Source organism: Rhizobium sp. Rhizsp82, assembly GCF_047325115.1.
In the GTDB taxonomy this organism is placed as follows: domain Bacteria; phylum Pseudomonadota; class Alphaproteobacteria; order Rhizobiales; family Rhizobiaceae; genus Rhizobium.
The window spans coordinates 373,091-389,183 of record NZ_CP168571.1 but is presented as its reverse complement, the minus strand read 5'-3'; the positions used below and the strand labels follow the sequence as shown (position 1 = coordinate 389,183).

18 protein-coding genes are annotated in these 16,093 nt (G+C 63.0%); 6 read left to right on the top strand and 12 right to left on the bottom strand.

From position 1 onward, the window contains the following. Window positions 1-20: 20 nt before the first annotated feature. Complete coding sequence (locus ACEN84_RS26000) at window positions 21-1,103, bottom strand: ABC transporter ATP-binding protein (protein ID WP_413712541.1); 1,083 nt, start codon at window positions 1,101-1,103, stop codon at window positions 21-23. Window positions 1,104-1,371: 268 nt separating this feature from the next. Here ACEN84_RS26000 and ACEN84_RS25995 point away from each other — a divergent pair, with 268 nt between their 5' ends. After that, complete coding sequence (locus ACEN84_RS25995) at window positions 1,372-2,085, top strand: GntR family transcriptional regulator (protein WP_413712200.1); 714 nt, start codon at window positions 1,372-1,374, stop codon at window positions 2,083-2,085. 101 nt (window positions 2,086-2,186) lie between these two features. Then, a complete protein-coding gene (locus ACEN84_RS25990) occupies window positions 2,187-3,548 on the top strand; it encodes an APC family permease (RefSeq protein ID WP_413712199.1) in 1,362 nt (453 codons plus the stop codon). Here the strand turns inward: ACEN84_RS25990 and ACEN84_RS25985 are convergent. Genes ACEN84_RS25985 through ACEN84_RS25970 form a run of 4 tightly spaced genes read right to left on the bottom strand, consistent with a single transcriptional unit; the run spans window position 3,545 to window position 7,604 of the window. After that, a complete protein-coding gene (locus ACEN84_RS25985; protein ID WP_112715059.1) occupies window positions 3,545-4,387 on the bottom strand; it encodes an ABC transporter permease in 843 nt (280 codons plus the stop codon). The two genes, ACEN84_RS25990 and ACEN84_RS25985, sit on opposite strands and share 4 nt — an antisense overlap. Before the next feature lie 3 nt (window positions 4,388-4,390). Continuing rightward, complete coding sequence (locus ACEN84_RS25980) at window positions 4,391-5,272, bottom strand: ABC transporter permease (protein WP_413712198.1); 882 nt, start codon at window positions 5,270-5,272, stop codon at window positions 4,391-4,393. Further along, a complete protein-coding gene (locus ACEN84_RS25975) occupies window positions 5,269-6,375 on the bottom strand; it encodes an ABC transporter ATP-binding protein (RefSeq protein ID WP_413712197.1) in 1,107 nt (368 codons plus the stop codon). Before ACEN84_RS25975 ends, ACEN84_RS25980 begins: the two co-directional genes overlap by 4 nt. Before the next feature lie 53 nt (window positions 6,376-6,428). After that, a complete protein-coding gene (locus tag ACEN84_RS25970; RefSeq protein WP_112715053.1) occupies window positions 6,429-7,604 on the bottom strand; it encodes an extracellular solute-binding protein in 1,176 nt (391 codons plus the stop codon). Window positions 7,605-7,815: 211 nt separating this feature from the next. Here ACEN84_RS25970 and ACEN84_RS25965 point away from each other — a divergent pair, with 211 nt between their 5' ends. Together ACEN84_RS25965 and uxuA are read left to right on the top strand one after the other, a co-directional pair. Then, window positions 7,816-8,538: a GntR family transcriptional regulator gene (locus tag ACEN84_RS25965; RefSeq protein ID WP_112715051.1), complete on the top strand. Its 723-nt coding sequence runs from the start codon at window positions 7,816-7,818 to the stop codon at window positions 8,536-8,538. Between the two features lie 51 nt (window positions 8,539-8,589). Continuing rightward, window positions 8,590-9,777, top strand: a complete 1,188-nt coding sequence (gene uxuA / locus ACEN84_RS25960) for a mannonate dehydratase (RefSeq protein ID WP_413712196.1) — start codon at window positions 8,590-8,592, stop codon at window positions 9,775-9,777. A 68-nt stretch (window positions 9,778-9,845) separates the two neighbouring features. Here uxuA and ACEN84_RS25955 read toward each other — a convergent pair whose 3' ends face one another. The 6 genes from ACEN84_RS25955 to ACEN84_RS25930 form a co-directional block, all read right to left on the bottom strand. After that, on the bottom strand, window positions 9,846-10,187 hold the full coding sequence (locus ACEN84_RS25955) for a type II toxin-antitoxin system HicB family antitoxin (protein ID WP_413712195.1): 342 nt from the start codon (window positions 10,185-10,187) through the stop codon (window positions 9,846-9,848). Continuing rightward, window positions 10,184-10,438: a type II toxin-antitoxin system HicA family toxin gene (locus ACEN84_RS25950; protein WP_413712540.1), complete on the bottom strand. Its 255-nt coding sequence runs from the start codon at window positions 10,436-10,438 to the stop codon at window positions 10,184-10,186. Before ACEN84_RS25950 ends, ACEN84_RS25955 begins: the two co-directional genes overlap by 4 nt. Window positions 10,439-10,478: 40 nt before the next feature. Beyond that, entirely contained in the window at window positions 10,479-11,393 is a 915-nt protein-coding gene (locus ACEN84_RS25945) for a c-type cytochrome (protein ID WP_413712194.1), read from the bottom strand. 112 nt (window positions 11,394-11,505) lie between these two features. Beyond that, window positions 11,506-11,946, bottom strand: coding sequence for a c-type cytochrome (locus ACEN84_RS25940; protein ID WP_112715045.1), 441 nt, complete (start codon window positions 11,944-11,946; stop codon window positions 11,506-11,508). A gap of 272 nt (window positions 11,947-12,218) precedes the next feature. After that, on the bottom strand, window positions 12,219-12,929 hold the full coding sequence (locus ACEN84_RS25935; protein WP_413712193.1) for a DNA helicase: 711 nt from the start codon (window positions 12,927-12,929) through the stop codon (window positions 12,219-12,221). Between the two features lie 145 nt (window positions 12,930-13,074). Continuing rightward, complete coding sequence (locus tag ACEN84_RS25930) at window positions 13,075-13,734, bottom strand: LysE family translocator (RefSeq protein WP_413712192.1); 660 nt, start codon at window positions 13,732-13,734, stop codon at window positions 13,075-13,077. 129 nt (window positions 13,735-13,863) lie between these two features. Here ACEN84_RS25930 and ACEN84_RS25925 point away from each other — a divergent pair, with 129 nt between their 5' ends. Both ACEN84_RS25925 and ACEN84_RS25920 read left to right on the top strand, forming a co-directional pair. Further along, on the top strand, window positions 13,864-14,553 hold the full coding sequence (locus tag ACEN84_RS25925; RefSeq protein WP_112715039.1) for a helix-turn-helix transcriptional regulator: 690 nt from the start codon (window positions 13,864-13,866) through the stop codon (window positions 14,551-14,553). A 62-nt stretch (window positions 14,554-14,615) separates the two neighbouring features. Beyond that, the gene (locus ACEN84_RS25920; protein WP_199625810.1) at window positions 14,616-15,260 is read left to right on the top strand and encodes a ThuA domain-containing protein; all 645 of its coding nucleotides are present in this window, start codon (window positions 14,616-14,618) and stop codon (window positions 15,258-15,260) included. 20 nt (window positions 15,261-15,280) lie between these two features. On the opposite strand, the gene ACEN84_RS25915 is transcribed toward ACEN84_RS25920, so the two are convergent. Next, window positions 15,281-16,060, bottom strand: a complete 780-nt coding sequence (locus ACEN84_RS25915) for an SDR family NAD(P)-dependent oxidoreductase (RefSeq protein ID WP_413712191.1) — start codon at window positions 16,058-16,060, stop codon at window positions 15,281-15,283. Between the last annotated feature and the right edge of the window lie 33 nt (window positions 16,061-16,093).

Below are 16,093 nucleotides of genomic sequence, written 5' to 3'. Positions count from 1 at the left end.
CCTTCTTATGGTGGTGAGGTTCATGCACGGCCGAGGAGGACGGCGTCCTCCAGAGCCCAACTCAGAGACACCGCATCGCCGACCGATACGGGTTTGGCGAAATAATCGCCGTCGCTCGCGATGACCGTGAAGTCGTCACTGCCCGCGCCGATGACGGTGATCTTCACCGTCGCGCCGCGATATTCGATGTTGGAGACGATGCCGCCGAAGCCGAGCGTCTTGTCGTTCGCCGCCTCGAGGCGGACGCGGTCGGTGCGCACGCCGATATCGACCGGCTCACCGGCCAGCTTGCCGTTGCCGCGCACCGAAAAGGTCTGCCCCTCCGGCGCTTCCAGCACGAGCATGTCGTCCTTGACCGAAACGACGCGGCCGGAGAGCACGTTGTGATCGCCCATGAAGCGGGCGACGAAGGCGGTTGCCGGCTGCTCGAAGACCTGGCGCGGCGAAGCCGCCTGCTCGATCTTGCCGTCGTTCATGATAACGATCACGTCGGCGAGCGCCATCGCCTCTTCCTGGCTGTGCGTCACATGCACGAAAGTGATGCCGAGGGTCTTCTGCAGCTTCTTGAGCTCGGCGCGCATGCGGATCTTCAGGAACGGATCGAGCGCCGACAGCGGCTCGTCGAGCAGCAGCGCTTCCGGATCGGTGATCAACGCGCGCGCCAGCGCCACGCGTTGCTGCTGACCGCCGGAAAGCTGCGCCGGACGGCGGGATGCATAGACGTCCATTTGCATCAGCTTCAGCATCTCGAGCGCCTTGGCGCGGCGCTCTTCCTTCTCGACGCCCTTCATCTTCAGCGAGAAGGCGACATTGTCGACGAGGTCGAGATGCGGGAAGAGCGCATAGGACTGGAACATCATCGCCGTGCCGCGCTTGGCCGGCGGAAAGTCGGTTACGACAGTGTTGCCGAGACGCACGTCGCCCGATGAAATGGTCTCGTGGCCTGCGATCATCCGCAGTGTCGAGGTCTTGCCGCAGCCCGACGGGCCAAGGAAGCAGCAGTATGACCCTGCCGGGATCTTGAGGCTGATGGCATGCACCGCTGTCGTGGAGCCATAGACCTTGGAAACGGATGCAATATCGATCTCTGCCGCTTTCGACATCATGTCTTCCCCTGTTCGAGTAAGACAATGCATCTGCCGTGCCAGTTTCTATTGCACTGCGTCAAAGCCCTAGAATTCAATGGGAATCGGCGCCAGACCGGCGAAAGCCCAATTTAGAGGCGGTGAAAATTCTGCACAGGAAATAGGCTTTCGTCTGCAATTTACGCAAAGGATCGTATACAATTTGAGCGCCATTTTGCGCGCAAAATTCGTTTAACTTTTGACCCGAAGCTGGCTATCATTGCGGTTGCAAGAGGTGCCTTTTCCAATGACCCCATCAGCCAACGCGCTACCGCAGGGCGACGATTCAGCCGATAGCAGCACGCAGCAGATCCGCGACGCCATCCGCGAAGCGATCGTCGAGCGGCGGCTTTCGCCCGGAACCAAGCTGTCGGAAGCGGACGTCGGAAACCTCTTCAACGTCAGCCGCACTCTGGCACGCGCCGCCCTCCAGGCACTCTCCTATGAAGGGCTGGTCAGCGTCGAGAAAAACCGCGGCGCCTTCGTCGCCTACCCCTCGCCCGAGGAAGCGCGGCAGATCTTTGCGGCCCGCCGGCTCGTCGAGCCCGGCATCCTGCGCGAGGCGGCTGCCCGCATCACGCCGTCGCAAATCCAGTACCTGAGGCAGTTGCTGCAGGAAGAGGGCCGGCTGATTGGCGAACGCGGCCAGACGGCCCGGCGCGCCGAGATCAAGGCCTCTGGTGACTTTCATCTGACGCTGGCAACGATCTCCGGCAATGCCATCATGCAGCGCTTCATGGAGGAGCTGGTCGCCCGCTCCTCGTTGGTCATTGCCCTCTACGGCCAGTCCGCCGTTTCGAGCTGCGGCCATTCCGAACATGGCGATATTGTCACCGCCATCGAGACCAACGATCTCGACCGCGCCTGCCATCTGATGGTGCATCACATCTCCCATATCGAAGCCGATCTCGACCTTCGCGAGCGCAAGGGCTTCGGCCTCAAGGAAGCCTTCTCGATCTGAGACGCGGCACGCCTGACGGGCAAATCTCTGCTTTTCTTCCAGAATTCCCGCTCTAGTTCCAAAAAAGGGAGCCTGAGCGGCTGACATTCAAGGAGGAGTTCATGAGCGGTGTGCCGTTGGAAACCTTGCCGGAGCAGCCGGAGCTGAAGCGGGTGATGGGGCCGGGACTGCTGCTCCTCTTCATCGTCGGCGACATCCTCGGCACCGGCATCTACGCGCTGACCGGACAGGTCGCGGCCGAAGTCGGCGGCGTCGTCTGGCTTCCTTTCCTGATCGCCTTCGTCGTCGCGCTGCTGACGGCGCTCAGCTATCTCGAGCTGGTCACCAAGTATCCGCGCGCGGCCGGTGCGGCGCTTTATACCCACAAGGCCTTCGGCATCCACTTCCTGACTTTCCTGATCGCCTTTGCCGTCATGTCCTCGGGCATCACCTCGGCCTCGACGGCATCGCGCGCCTTCGCCGCCAATTTCTCGGAAGCCTTCGGTTTCGATTTCGGCGATTTCGGCGTCACCTTCGTCGCCGTTGCCTTCATCGCCTTGGTCGCCGCCGTCAATTTCCGCGGGGTGGGCGAGAGCGTGAAGCTTAACGTGCTCCTGACCGTCGTCGAACTGACGGGCTTGCTGATCATCATCGGCATCGGCTTCTGGGCGATCGCGGGCGGCGAAGGCGATGTGTCGCGCGCCTGGACCTTCCAGCCGAGCAGCGAGCACGGCGTCTTCTGGTCCGTCATCGCGGCGACGACGCTCGCCTTCTTCGCCATGGTCGGCTTCGAGGATTCGGTCAACATGGCCGAGGAGTGCAAGCAGCCGAGCCGGATTTTCCCGAAGGTGCTGCTCGGCGGTCTCTTCATCACCGGCGTCATCTATGTGCTGGTCGCCATTTCGGCGATCACGCTGGTGCCGGCCGCCGAACTTGGCGAAGGCGAGACGCCGCTCCTGAAGGTCGTGCAGGCGGGAGCGCCGAATTTCCCGATCGGCGTCTTCGGCATCATCACCATGTTTGCGGTCGCCAATTCGGCGCTGATCAATATGATGATGGCAAGCCGGCTGATCTACGGCATGAGCCGCGAGCAGGTGCTGCCCGAAGTGCTCGGCAAGGTGCATGCCGGCCGCAAGACGCCCTACATAGCGATCGGCTTCACCTCGCTGCTTGCCGTCGGGCTGATCCTGTTTGCCGGTGGCGTACCCGCGCTTGGCGGCACGACGGCGCTGCTCCTGCTCGGCGTTTTCGCCGTCGTCAACATCGCCGTCCTCGTGCTGCGCAAGGACAAGGTCGATCACCCGCATTTCCGCACCCCGACCATCGTACCGATCCTCGGTGCCGCGACCTGCCTTTTCCTGGTCGGCCCATGGACCGGGCGCGATCCCGTTCAGTACGCCATCGCTGCGGTCCTGATCGGCATTGGCGTCGTCCTCTGGTTCGCGACGATCGGCTTCATGCGAAGCGCGAACCAGAGTGCTTAGTGCGAAGACTGCTGCTTGGCGCGGGCAACGATCTGCGTCGGGTTGACGAACTGCAGCGCGATGATGAGCCAGAAGAGCGTCGTGATCATGTAGATCACCGCCATCGCATCGATCGACTGCGCGGCGCGCACGCCCGAGGCGAAGACCGCGTAATAGAGCGACACGACAAGCGTCTGCGTCGTCGGCCCGGCGATCAGGAAGGTCAGCTCGAACATGGCGATGGTGCGCACCAGCACCAAGAGCAGCGCGGCCAGCATGCCGGGCAGAAGCAGCGGCAGCAGAATGCGGATAAAGAGGCTCGTCGTTCCCGCCCCGAAGACGCGGGCCGCCGCCTCGATACGCGGATCGATCTGCTCGATGAACGGAATCATGACCAGCACGACGAAGGGGAAGGACGGCACGAGATTGATCAGCACCACGCCCCAGAACGTACCGCCGAGACCAAGCTGATAGAGCACGGTGGCAAGCGGAATGCCGTAAGTCAGTGGCGGAATGAGGAGCGGCAGCAGGAAAAGCAGCACGATCAGCTTCTTGCCCGCAAAATCCCGCCGCGCCAGCGCGTAAGCAGTCATCACGCCGAGGATCCCCGAGATCAGCGTCACGGTGAACACGATCTCGAAGGTGACGAGCACAACGCTCGACAGCTGGAACTCCTTCCAGGCGCTGAAATACCAGCGCGTCGTCCAGCCGGCCGGCAGCCAGGTGCCGAGCCAGCGCGTCGAGAAGGAATTGATGATGACGACGGCGATGACGGCAAGCAGGTTGAGGATGAAGAGCGCGGCAACGGCCCAGACGGCAAAGCGCCAGATTTTCGATGTCAGTCCCTGATCACGGATCATGGCTCAGCCTTTCGTGCCGCCGGCAGGGCCGCGATAGAAGAAGGAACGGCAGCCGAGGATCGCCACCACGACGACGAGTTCGACGGCTCCCATGATGAGCGCGATCGCCGAACCCAGCGAATGATCATACTGCTCGAAGGCCGCCTGATAGGCCGCGATCGAGATGACGCGCGTCGGCCCGGCCGGGGCACCGAGCAGCACGGCGGAGGGGAAGACCGCGAAGGCCTGCACGAAGGCGAGGCAGAAGGTGACGGCCAGCCCCGGCACCAGAAGCGGCAGGAAGACCCGGAAGAAGCGCTGGCGCGGGCTGGCGCCGAGCGTCGCCGCTGCCTGTTCGATCGCCGGGTCGATGCCGGTGACGTAGGAGAGCGTGAGCAGGAAGGCGAAGGGAAAGCCGGTGATCAGCAGCGAGGCGAAGACGCCCCAGTAATTGTTGGTGAGCTTGACGGGATCGCTGAAGATGCCGAGCGCCAGCAGCGTGTGATTGAACCAGCCGCGCGGACCGAGGAACGTCAGGAGACCATCAGCGACGAAGACGGTACCGAGCGTGATCGGCAGCACAAGGATGGTCGTCAGCAACCGCTGGCGCCGCATGAGGCGGACGCGAAACGCAATCGGCACGGCGAGCGTTAGGTTGACGATGGTGACAGGCAGCGCCAGCCACATGGTCGCGCCGATGGTGTTGTACTGAAAGGGATCGCTGAAGAACTTGACGTAATTCGCATACCACGCCCCACCATCCTTCGGCGTCAGCGAATCGACGACGCCGTAGATGAACGGATAGACGAACAGCGCGATCATGAAGATCAGGCCGGGCAGGACCAGCAAGGTCGTGCCGTCGAGGCCGCGGGCGGCAAGCCGGGTGCGGAGCGACGGCCCGCTCATGCGGGAGTTCCCTTGAAGAGCAGCGCCCGTCCGGCGACGGGCTGCAACCGCGTCTCGGCGCCGCGCGCCAGCGGGTCATCGGCGCGGAAATAGAGGTCCGACCCATCCTTGGCCTTGGCCATGCCGAAGAAGGCGCGGCCGCGATATTCCATGCTGGCAACCGTCGCCGGGATGCCATCCGCGGCGCCCGTCGCGACAAGATCTTCCGGGCGAACGGAGAGGACGGCGCTTTCGCCGGCCTGCAGCGGCGTGCGCATCGTGCCCGTCAACCGCGCACCGGCAGCCTCGATCGTGGCTTCGTCACCGGAAACCGAAACGACCTTGCCGGGAATGCGGGTTCGGAAGCCCATGAAGTCTGCGACATTCAGATTGACCGGCCGCTGATAGAGATCCTGCGGCGTACCGATCTGTTCGATATGGCCCTGGCTCATGACGACGATGCGGTCGGCAAGCGACAGCGCCTCGTCCTGGTCGTGGGTAACGTAAATCGTGGTCGAGCCGATCTGGTCGTGGATGCCGCGGATTTCGGCGCGCATCTCGAGACGCAGCTTGGCATCGAGGTTCGACAGCGGCTCGTCCATGAGGACAATCGGCGGGCGGATGACGACGGCACGCGCAATCGCCACGCGCTGCTGCTGGCCACCGGAGAGCTGACCGGGCAGTTTTTCCGCCTGGCTTTCCAGCCGCACCAGCGCCAGCGCATCATTGATCCGCTTGTCAGCCTCCGGTCCCTTGATGCCCTGCATGGCAAGGCCGAAGCCGACATTCTTGCGCACGCTCATATGCGGGAAGAGGGCGTAGCTCTGAAACACCATGCCGAAGCCGCGCTTTTCAGGCTCCAGCTGATCGATGCGGTTGCCGCCGAGACGGATTTCGCCGCCGGAAAGGCCGAGCAGTCCGGCAATACAGTTCAGTGCCGTCGACTTGCCGCAGCCGGACGGGCCGAGCAGCGCGATGAACTCACCGGGCTCGATAGCGAGATCGATACCGTCGAGCGCGTTATAGGCGCCGAACGAGCGGCGGATGCCGTCGAGTTCGAGGCGGGCATTGTTGCGCGAAGACGGCGCAGCGTTCTGGACTGGCGCGTTCAATCCAAGCTCCATATGTCAAAAGCAATGAGGGGCGCCGGCTCAACCGGCCGGCGCCGTTTTTGAGATCAGCCCTTCTTGGCGCCGATCTTTTCGTCCCAGATACGGAAGGCTTCGACGAGCTGCTTCGGCTCGAGCGGCGTTTCCAGCGGGTTGTTGGCAATCCAGTCGGCATATTCAGGACGGCCGAATTCCTTGATCACGTCCTGACTTTCCTGCGGCGCCATGTCGATCGTCACGTCCTTGACGGCCGGACCCGGATAGAAATAGCCGGCGTCATAGGCGATCGCCTGCTGCTTAGGCTGCAGGATGTAGTTCAGGACATCCATCAGCACCGCGACTTTCTCGTCGGAAACGCCCTTCGGAATGACGGCGTAGTGGGCATCGGTGACCCAGTGGAAGCCATCAAGCTTCTGTACCTTGGCTTCGGCCGGAACGATGCCGAGCGCACGCGGGTTGATATCCCAGCCTGTGGTCGTGGCGACGATGTCGCGCGTGCCTTCGCCGAGTTCCTTGAAGACGACGGCGGTGCCGGTCGGGTAATATTCGATATTCTCGCCGAGAGCGGCCAGATATTCCCAGGTCTTCGACCAGCCCTTTGCCGGATCGCGCGGATCGCTGTCGCCGAGCAGATAGGGAAGGCCCATGAGCAGCGTGCGGCCGGGGCCGGAATTGGCCGGACGGGCATAGAGGAACTTGTTCTTGTTCTGCTTGGTCCAGTCGAGCAGTTCCTGCGCCGTCTTCGGCGGGGTCGCGACCTTGTCGGGCATATATTCGATCAGCGGGCCCGACGGATAATAGGTGACGACGACGCCCTGATCCTTGGCGAGGCCCTGCATCTTGAAGGCCTGCGGCTGCAGGATGCTTTCGAGGTTCGGCAGTTCGGATTTGTGGGCGCCGAGATCGATCCAGAGGCCCTGGTCGACACCGGCCGACAGCGCGTCGGTGCCGGTCAGCACCAGATCGATATCGACCTTGCCTGCGGCCTGCTGCGCCTTGATCTTGCCCGGCAGTTCCGGTGCCGGTGCCTTGGTGAAGGCAAAGCTCGATACCCAATCGGCCTTCTCGGCAGCATAGGCTTCGAACATGCCCTGGGTCAGCGCCAGGTTACCCGCGACGTCTGCGATGGTGATGGTGACAGGGCTGGCAGGCTTCTTTGCCTGCGCGAAAAGCCGGTTCGGCAGCATGCCGGCGACCGCAACGCCCGCCGCGGTGCTGACGAATGTTCTGCGTGTGATGTTCATGACGGTCTCTCCTCCTCTTGTGCTGTTGTCGGCGAATGAACCCGGACAACCAGCTCTCCCGTGATCTGCCAGGCGAGATCAAAGCGCCGGCTCAACCACCGAAAAGCGGTTGAAAGCCTTGCAAAGCGACCGCTCCTCTTCGGCAAGCCTTGGCAATGGATGAGGATTGATATACTAGTATGCACAACAGAGTCAACGTGCAGGAAATAGCATGCGGCAGGCATCCGGTTCCGAAGCGATCGACTTTCCGCCTATGACGGAAAGACCGGCGAAGCTGCGCCGCGTGACGACTGCCGATGCCATTTTCAACCAGCTCTATGCGGATATCGTCTCGCTGCGCATGCCGCCGGGAATGCCGCTGCAGGAGAAGAAGATCGCCGAGGAATTCGGCGTCAGCCGCACCCCGGTGCGTGAAGCCCTGCTACGACTTGCCGAAGGCGGCCTCGTCGATATCTACCCGCAATCGGCGACCGTCGTTTCCCGTGTTCCGGTTTCCGCCATTCCCGAAGCCGTTGTCGTTCGCAAGGCGCTGGAGACGACGACAGTCGAAGCTGCGACTCGCGGCGCGACACCGGCTGATATCCAGCGGCTCGACATGATCATCAGCCGGCAGAAATCGCTGGCCTCGCTCGGCGACACCTCGGGTTTCCACGAGGAAGACGAGGCCTTCCATGAGGCGATCACCCGCATTGCCGGTTACCCCGGCATCTGGACGATCCTGAAGACGGTAAAGGTGCAGATCGACCGCGCCCGCCGCCTGACGCTGCCGGCGCTCGGGCGCATGGACAATGTGGTACGCGAGCATATCGTCATCCGCGACGCGATTGCCGGTCATGACGTGGAGGCCGCCCGCGAGGCGATGTTGCATCACCTCAGCGCCGTCATCCCTGACGTGGCGGAGCTGCGCACCCGCTATCCCGATTATTTCTGCTGATCCCGGCAGGGCAACGAAACAAGAAACAGAAGACAGACGAGGAGGAAACCGATGCGGCAAGGATGGAGATGGTTTGGGCCTGAAGCCCCGGTGACACTGGACGAGGTGCGCCAGACCGGCGCGACGAACATCGTCTCCTCGCTGCATCAGGTGCCGATCGGCCGCGCCTGGACCGAAAGGGAAGTCGCCGAGCGCAAGTCGATGATCGAGACGACGCCCGCCGGGCGCTCGCCGCTCGTCTGGTCGGTTGTCGAAAGCATCCCGATCCCCGATGCGGTCAAGCGCAAGGGCGGCAAGGCGAAGGCCGAGATCGAAGCCTGGATCGCCAGCATGGAAGCAGTCGCAGCCTGCGATATCCCGATCATCTGCTACAATTTCATGCCCGTCGTCGACTGGACCCGCACCGAGCTCGACTACATCACGCCGACAGGCGCGACCGCCATGCGCTTCGATCACGAGCGCTTCGCCGCCTTCGATCTCTTCGTGCTGCAGCGCCAGAGCGCCGGCGATGACTATTCGGCCGAGGACCAGAGGCGCGCGCGCGAGGTCTATGACGAGATGAGTGAGGAGGAGATTTCGGAAATCACCCGCATCATCACCTCGGCCTTGCCTGGATCGACCACCGAGCCGCTGACGATCCCCGGTTTCCGCGAGGTCCTGTCTGCCTATGCCGGCATCGATGCGGCGAAGCTGCGCCAGCACCTGATCGAGTTCCTGCAGGCCGTCACCCCGGCCGCCGAAGCCCGCGGCGTCAAGCTGACGCTGCATCCCGATGATCCGCCGCGCTCGCTCTTCGGCCTGCCGCGCATCGCCTCAAGCGCCGAGGACTACGCCGCCCTCTTCGACGCCGTGCCATCGCCGGCCAACGGCATGTGCTACTGCACCGGCAGCCTCGGCGTGCGCGCCGAAAACGACATGCCTGAAATCGCCCGCCGCTTCGCCTCCCGCATCTATTTCGCGCATCTGCGTGCCACCAAGCGCGAAGGCGACGGCCGCTCGTTCCACGAGAGCGCCCACCTTGAGGGCGACGTCAATATGGTCGCTGTGCTCAAGGAACTCGTCGCCGAGGACAACAAGCGCGGCGCCAGCGACCAGATCGTCTTCCGCTCCGACCACGGCCACCGCATGCTCGACGACCTCAACAAGACGGTCACGCCGGGCTATCCGGCAATCGGCCGCATGCGCGGTCTCGCAGAGCTCAGGGGCATTCTCTACGCCCTGGGCTCGATCCCGTCGTAAAACAGAAAAGGCGGCATCCCGGATGCCGCCTTTTTTCATGAGCGCCCGAGCGGCGGCGCTCACTCTTCTCAAGCGGCAGACTTATCCGCAGCCGTTGCCAGCACCTCTTCGGCCCACTGGTTCAGGCTCTTGCCCGCCAGCTCCGCCGCCCGTGCCGCACGGGCGTGGACATCAGGGTCGACACGGAACATCATCTTGCCGGAATAGGTTTTCTGCGGCTCCTTGCCGAGCTTCCGGCAGGTTTCGATATAATCGTCGACCGCTTCGTGAAAGGCCGTCTTCAGGCCTTCGACCGTATCCGCATGAAAGCCGATGACATCGGAAATGGCGGCGATATTGCCGAAAAAGATCTCGTCTTCAGCGTCGAACTCAATGCGCGCTGCATATCCGTTGTAATTCATGACATTCATGGCTCAACTCCCAATAACTGCAGGAAGCGCCGGGCATCCTTGACCTGGTAGCGCTTGGCTTCCTTCTGCGGATGCGGCCGATGAAAAAAGGCCAGTTTGCCGTCCTTCTCGAACCTCACGCGCGAGCCGCTTCCTTCGATGATGGTGCAGCCGACGGCGACGAGCAGGCTTTCAATGTCGTCCCAGATGATCGAGCCGGAGACCGGATCGTGGAAGACTGCCTGCAGTGTCCGTCGATGCCGCCCGTTCATCAGCAATAAAGGTAAGCGATGCTAGCATTTTTTGCAAGCATCACCGTTTCGGCACCGCCTTCAGATAGGCTGCGATTGCCTCGATATCGCTCTTCGGCAGGTGGGCGATGTTTTGCTGGACTTCGGTCATCGAGCCGCCGGCCGAGTCGAAATCCGGGGTGAAGCCGGTTTCGAGGTAGTTGGCGATGTCGGCTTCGCTCCAGTTGCCGACGTCCTGGCCGCCGGGGGTGATGTTGGGGATACGTCCCTCGCCTTCCGGGTTCGGCGCGCCTGCCAGCCACATGTCGGGCTTGAAGCCGCCCAACGCATCGCGCGGGGTATGGCATTCGCCGCAATGGCCGGGACCTTCGACCAGATACTGGCCGCGCTTCAGCTTGTCGTCGGCGTTCGCCAGCACGACGCGCGGCTGGTCGTTGAAATAGAGGAGCTTCCAGCCGCCAAGCGCCAGTCGGATATTATAGGGGAACGGCAGTTCGTGCGGCGGGGCGACATTGGTGCTCTTCGGCAGCGTCTTGATGTAGCCGAAGAGGTCGTTGACGTCCTTGTCACTGAGGCGCGCATAGGAGCCGTAGGGGAAGGACGGGTAGAGATGCTGGCCCTGCGGGCCGACGCCGCGCTTCATGGCATTGCCGAATTGCGCCAGCGTCCAGGTGCCGATGCCGGCCGTCTCGTCGGGCGAGATATTCGGGACATGGAAGGTGCCGAAGGGGCTCTTCAGCGCCAGACCGCCCGACAGCGTCAGCTTGGCATCGCCTTCAGAACCGGGCGCCGCATGGCAACTGACGCAGCCGCCCGCCCAGAACACCGTCTCGCCGTTCTTCACATCGGGCGCGCCGAGATCGGCCCAGTGGCTTTCAGGCAGCGGATTGGGCGCGGTGATGAAATAGAAGGCCGCGCCGCCGATGATGACGACGCCGATCAGACAGAGCACGAAGCGGATGAACCTGCGGACCATCGGCCGCTACCCCCATGTTTTTTACCAGATATCCCGGCTGAACATAAACCGGTCCGCACCCGCGGCAAGGCAGGGGCGGACCGAAAGCTTTAAGGATGGGGAAGACCTACCGCTATTCCTTGATGCGGTAGGCCTGATGACAGCCGCCGCAATTGGCGCCGAGCGTCTTCAGCGCGCCGCCGACACCGGCCTGATCTGCCGGAAGCTGGGCAAGAATGGTGTCCGCGTCAGCGCTCAGCTTGTCTGCCCGCGCCTTGAAGTCCGCCATGTTTTCCCAGATCTTTGGGCTGGCTTCCTTGTCGCCCTGCTCGGTACCCGGCTTGAACTGGTCCGGGAAGGCCTTGGCGGTTTCCGAAATAGTGGTGAGCGCGGCCTTGACGGCCTCGGCATCGTAGGGCTTTTCGCCCTTGGCGATCGCCGTCATGGCCCCGACCGAACCGCCGATCTTCTTCATCATGGCTTCACGCGCTTCATGCGTGCCGTCCTGTGCGAAGACCGCCGTGGCCGCCATTCCGGCAACCATGACAGCTGCCGCTATCGCTTTGAACTTCATAGTGTCGACTCCTCTTGGATACCGAGGGCTTAGAATCCCGGCGCCTCTTATTCGCGGCCGCATGATGGCAAATTTATGCGGGCCGCGAAGTAACAAGTGGGTGATATGACAGGGATTTCAAATTGGTAGGGTGCTAGCGAGAATGGCGCCGTCGCGCCCGGAGCCTCCTCACCCCGCTGACGCCACCTTCTCCCCGAGGGGAGAAGTGTCCCGAAAGTTTCAGGCGCAACTTGCTGCGGCGGGGATGAGGGGGCCACAGGCGCAAGGTTCTGCTATGCCGCCCGGAACTCGATCGCCCCGTTGTTCACGAAGCAGGTCTTGTCGAACAGGCCAAGGTCCAGCGGGTTCGGCAGCCTGACGTCGCCGATATCCGGGCAAGGCTTCAGCGCCGGGTCGTAGGACCGGTCGATCTGCGAGATGAAGACGATGACGATGCCCCTTTCCCGCGCGAAAGCTTTCAGAGCGCGGACCTGGGTCATCAGATCAGGATTGTCGCGCTTCTGGTCGAGGATCTGCAGATAATCGATCACGGCGAGCGTGCCGCGCGGCGCGGATGCAAGGCGGGCGGCGATATAATCGGCGCTGATCGCGTCGGACGTGTCGAACTCGAACAGGTCCCGGAAGCGCTCGAAATCCGCGCCGATCGCGGCGAAGCGATCGAGAACGTCCCGGCCGGTATATTCGAGCGTGAAGAAGGCGCTGCGATTGCCGGATTTCATCGCCTCGACGGCGAGCTCCAGGCTCATCAGCGTCTTGCCGTGGCCCGGACGTGCGCAGAGCAGCACGAGATCGCCGGGTTCAAGACGGGCGAAAAGCGCGCTGCCGGGCAGGACTTCGGTCATCCTGGCGGAGAGCAGGCTCCAGCCGCCGAAGCCTTCACCGGCGGCGATCCGGTCGAGCGCTTCGTGAAGGGGGATCTTCTCTTGGCGGGAAAGCAGTCTTGCCTTGCGTTTCAGGCGATAGACAGGTGCAGACAGTTTCATCAAAACCTCCTGATGCGAGCAAATGCTGCACTCCCTCCTTATGCGTCATGCCCGAACAGTGGGTTCGATAGTCAAATGCCCTGCATGATCGATACTTTCCCGATGGAGGGGGGAGGCACGGGCGGTGCCAGAATCAGATGATAGCTCAATTGCCGCCCGCCGAGAATGACACTTCCGTCTGCCATCCATGCCAGGCCGTCAGCACCGCAACGACGATCAGCAGCGCACCGGCGACACGGCCGATCAGGATCGTGGCGGCGGGGTTGGCGATCAGCAGCGTGCGGCTGCGGTCGGCGGTGAAGGCGACGGCGCCGTAGATGGCGAACTGGGTGGCGAGCGTCATGGCCCCCATGATGACGCCCTGCATCCAGATCGGGCCATAGGCGGGCTTCAGGAATTGCGGATAGACCGCGAGCATGAAGAGATAGGCCTTGGGATTGATCAGGCAGGTGATGGCGCCCTGGCGGAAGGCGCGCCAGTCGGTGCGCACGGCGCCGTCGCCGACGGTTTCCACCCGGATCGAAGAACGGATCAGCGTGAAGCCGATCCAGACCATGTAAGCGGCGCCGATGAAGAGCAGCGGCGCAAAGAGCGAGGGCAGCAGGCTGGCGAGAATGCCGACACCGATCGCGCCATAGAGCGAATGAACCGCCCCGCCCGCCATGATGCCCGCCGTTGCCGCCATGCCGCGGCCCCTGCCCCCGGTCAGCGCATTGGCGAGAACGAAGAGCATATCCATGCCGGGAACGATGATGATGCCGAAGAGAAGGGTGAAGTAGAGCCAGAGGTTTTCGCTGTAGGTCATGTCAGTTGCCCATTCGATATCAGGCGGCGCATTCCTGTTCTCCACCTGTGATTTCAATCCGATAGGCAGGTGCTATACGCGTGGGCAACTGACAGTGTATTGTCAGGAGCGTTTCAACGGGCGGGCAAAATGCGCAAGGCATCGCGGCTTTTCGAGATCATCCAGATTCTCCGGCTTTCGAAGAAGCCGATGACGGCGCAGGCGATGGCCGACCGTCTGGAAGTGACGGTGCGCTCGATCTACCGCGATATCGCCGCGCTACAGGCGATGCGCGTGCCAATCGAGGGCGGGCGCGGCATCGGCTATATCATGCGGCCCGGCTTCGACCTGCCGCCGCTGATGTTCTCGATCGAGGAGACCGAGGCGATCGTGCTGTCGCTGGCGCTGCTCGAGCGGACCGGCGACGAGGAGCTGAAGCAGGCGGCACGGCGCGTGAACCAGAAGATCGCCGGCGCGGTCCCGGCGCCGCTGCGCCAGGCGATGGAAAGCAAGGCGCTCTACGCCTGGGGCACGGTGGCGCCGCCGCCCGCAAGCTTCGATCTCGGGCTGGCGCGCCGGGCGATCCGCGACGAGCAGAAACTGGTGCTCGACTATCGCGACGAGCTTGGCCGCGCCACCGAGCGCGTCATCCGGCCGATCGCGCTGATCTACTATTCGCACTATGCCAATCTGGTCGGCTGGTGCGAGCTGCGCCAGGCGATCCGCAATTTCCGCAGCGACCGCATCGCCCATTGCGAGGCCGGCGACGCCTTCTTCCGCGGCGATGGCGACAGGCTGCGCGCCGACTGGATGAGCGGCTGGGCCAATCCTCCGGCCTGACATCAGGCAATCTTCGCCCTATGTTGCGGTTATCCCCGAGGAATCAGCATGGGAGTGGAGGAATGCGCAAGGCAATCGTCGTCTGGGGCGGATGGAAGGGCCACGAGCCGGAGGAATGCGCCGCAATTGTCGGCGACATGTTGCGCCGGGAGGGCTTTTCGACCGAAGTGACCGGCGATCTCGGTATCTTCGGCTCGCCTGACGTTGCCAGAGCCGACCTGCTGGTGCCGATCATCACCGGCGAGAAGCTGGAAAAGGCACATGCCGATGCGCTGGTCGAGGCGGTGCGCGGCGGGCTGGGGCTCGGCGGCCCGCATGGGGCGCTGGCGACCTCCTTCAAGGAAAGCGCGCCGTTCCGCTACGTCTCCGGCGTCACCTGGGTCTCGCATCCCGGCAACATCATCGACTTCCGCGTCAACATCACCAGGCAGAGCGATCCGCTTGTCTCCGGAATTCCGGATTTCGATTACCGCTCGGAGCAATATTACCTGCATTACGACCCGACCGTCGAAGTGCTGGCGACGACGACCTTTTCCGGCGAACACGACGAGGCGGCCCGCAATGTCGTGATGCCAGTCGTCTTCAAGCGCCATTTCGGCAGCGGCAGGGTGTTCTACTCCGCACTCGGCCATGTGGCGGCCGAATACGAGCATCCGCATATGCGTGAAATCCTGCGCCGCGGCCTCTTGTGGGCAGCGCGCGACTGAGCTGCCGCGCGCCTTCCGTTTCAGAGATTGGCGCCGCCGGAGACTTCGATGCGCTGGCCGTTGACCCAGCGGTTTTCGGCGGAGAGCAGCGAGGCGATCATCGGGCCGAGGTCTTCGGCGAGACCCGGGCGGCCGAGCGCCGTCTGGTCGGAGACCATCTTGTTGTAGACGGGGTTGTCGCGCACGATGCCGCCGCTGAAATCGGTCTGGACGGCGCCGGGGGCGACCGTATTGGCGGTGATGCCGCGCGGGCCGAGCTCCTTGGCGAGATAGCGGGTGAAGACTTCGATCGCGCCTTTCACCGAGGCATAGGCAGAGATGCCGGGAACGGTAAAGCGGGCAAGGCCGCTGGAGATATTGATGATGCGGCCGCCGTCGTTGATGAGGGGCAGCAGCTTCTGCGTCAGGAAATAAACGCCCTTGAAGTGGACGTTGACGAGCTCGTCGAAGGCCTCTTCCGTCGTCTCTGATATCGGCGCGTGATAGCTGTTGCCGGCATTGTTGACGAGGTACTCGAAGCGATTGGCGCCAAGCGCCCGCAGCGCCTCTTTCGCCTTGCCGACGAAGGCGTCGAAATCGGCGACGCGACCGGTATCGAGCTGGATGGCGACGGCCCTTGCGCCATGCGCCTCGATGGCAGCAACGGCGGCTTCGGCTTCTGCTTGATTTGCGCGGTAAGTGAAGATCACGTCGACGCCGCGGTTTGCCAGCGCCTCGACCGTGTTGCGGCCGATGCCTCGGCTGCCGCCGGTGACAATCGCGATCTTATGCTTTGAATTCACTTGGTTTTCACTGGACATCCTGGCATTCCCTTGTTGGAGTGGATGCCTAGA

Excerpts from the sequence above, each read along its gene's own strand:
- ACEN84_RS25965 (WP_112715051.1), top strand. The coding sequence starts at position 7,816 with ATGCGGCAGGCATCCGGTTCCGAAGCGATCGACTTTCCGCCTATGACG.
- ACEN84_RS25990 (WP_413712199.1), top strand. The coding sequence starts at position 2,187 with ATGAGCGGTGTGCCGTTGGAAACCTTGCCGGAGCAGCCGGAGCTGAAG.
- ACEN84_RS25950 (WP_413712540.1), bottom strand. The coding sequence starts at position 10,438 with ATGAACGGGCGGCATCGACGGACACTGCAGGCAGTCTTCCACGATCCG.
- ACEN84_RS26000 (WP_413712541.1), bottom strand. The coding sequence starts at position 1,103 with ATGTCGAAAGCGGCAGAGATCGATATTGCATCCGTTTCCAAGGTCTAT.
- ACEN84_RS25995 (WP_413712200.1), top strand. The coding sequence starts at position 1,372 with ATGACCCCATCAGCCAACGCGCTACCGCAGGGCGACGATTCAGCCGAT.
- ACEN84_RS25920 (WP_199625810.1), top strand. The coding sequence starts at position 14,616 with ATGCGCAAGGCAATCGTCGTCTGGGGCGGATGGAAGGGCCACGAGCCG.
- ACEN84_RS25955 (WP_413712195.1), bottom strand. The coding sequence starts at position 10,187 with ATGAATGTCATGAATTACAACGGATATGCAGCGCGCATTGAGTTCGAC.
- ACEN84_RS25975 (WP_413712197.1), bottom strand. The coding sequence starts at position 6,375 with ATGGAGCTTGGATTGAACGCGCCAGTCCAGAACGCTGCGCCGTCTTCG.
- ACEN84_RS25915 (WP_413712191.1), bottom strand. The coding sequence starts at position 16,060 with ATGTCCAGTGAAAACCAAGTGAATTCAAAGCATAAGATCGCGATTGTC.
- uxuA (WP_413712196.1), top strand. The coding sequence starts at position 8,590 with ATGCGGCAAGGATGGAGATGGTTTGGGCCTGAAGCCCCGGTGACACTG.
- ACEN84_RS25940 (WP_112715045.1), bottom strand. The coding sequence starts at position 11,946 with ATGAAGTTCAAAGCGATAGCGGCAGCTGTCATGGTTGCCGGAATGGCG.
- ACEN84_RS25970 (WP_112715053.1), bottom strand. The coding sequence starts at position 7,604 with ATGAACATCACACGCAGAACATTCGTCAGCACCGCGGCGGGCGTTGCG.
- ACEN84_RS25985 (WP_112715059.1), bottom strand. The coding sequence starts at position 4,387 with ATGATCCGTGATCAGGGACTGACATCGAAAATCTGGCGCTTTGCCGTC.
- ACEN84_RS25935 (WP_413712193.1), bottom strand. The coding sequence starts at position 12,929 with ATGAAACTGTCTGCACCTGTCTATCGCCTGAAACGCAAGGCAAGACTG.
- ACEN84_RS25925 (WP_112715039.1), top strand. The coding sequence starts at position 13,864 with ATGCGCAAGGCATCGCGGCTTTTCGAGATCATCCAGATTCTCCGGCTT.
- ACEN84_RS25980 (WP_413712198.1), bottom strand. The coding sequence starts at position 5,272 with ATGAGCGGGCCGTCGCTCCGCACCCGGCTTGCCGCCCGCGGCCTCGAC.
- ACEN84_RS25945 (WP_413712194.1), bottom strand. The coding sequence starts at position 11,393 with ATGGTCCGCAGGTTCATCCGCTTCGTGCTCTGTCTGATCGGCGTCGTC.
- ACEN84_RS25930 (WP_413712192.1), bottom strand. The coding sequence starts at position 13,734 with ATGACCTACAGCGAAAACCTCTGGCTCTACTTCACCCTTCTCTTCGGC.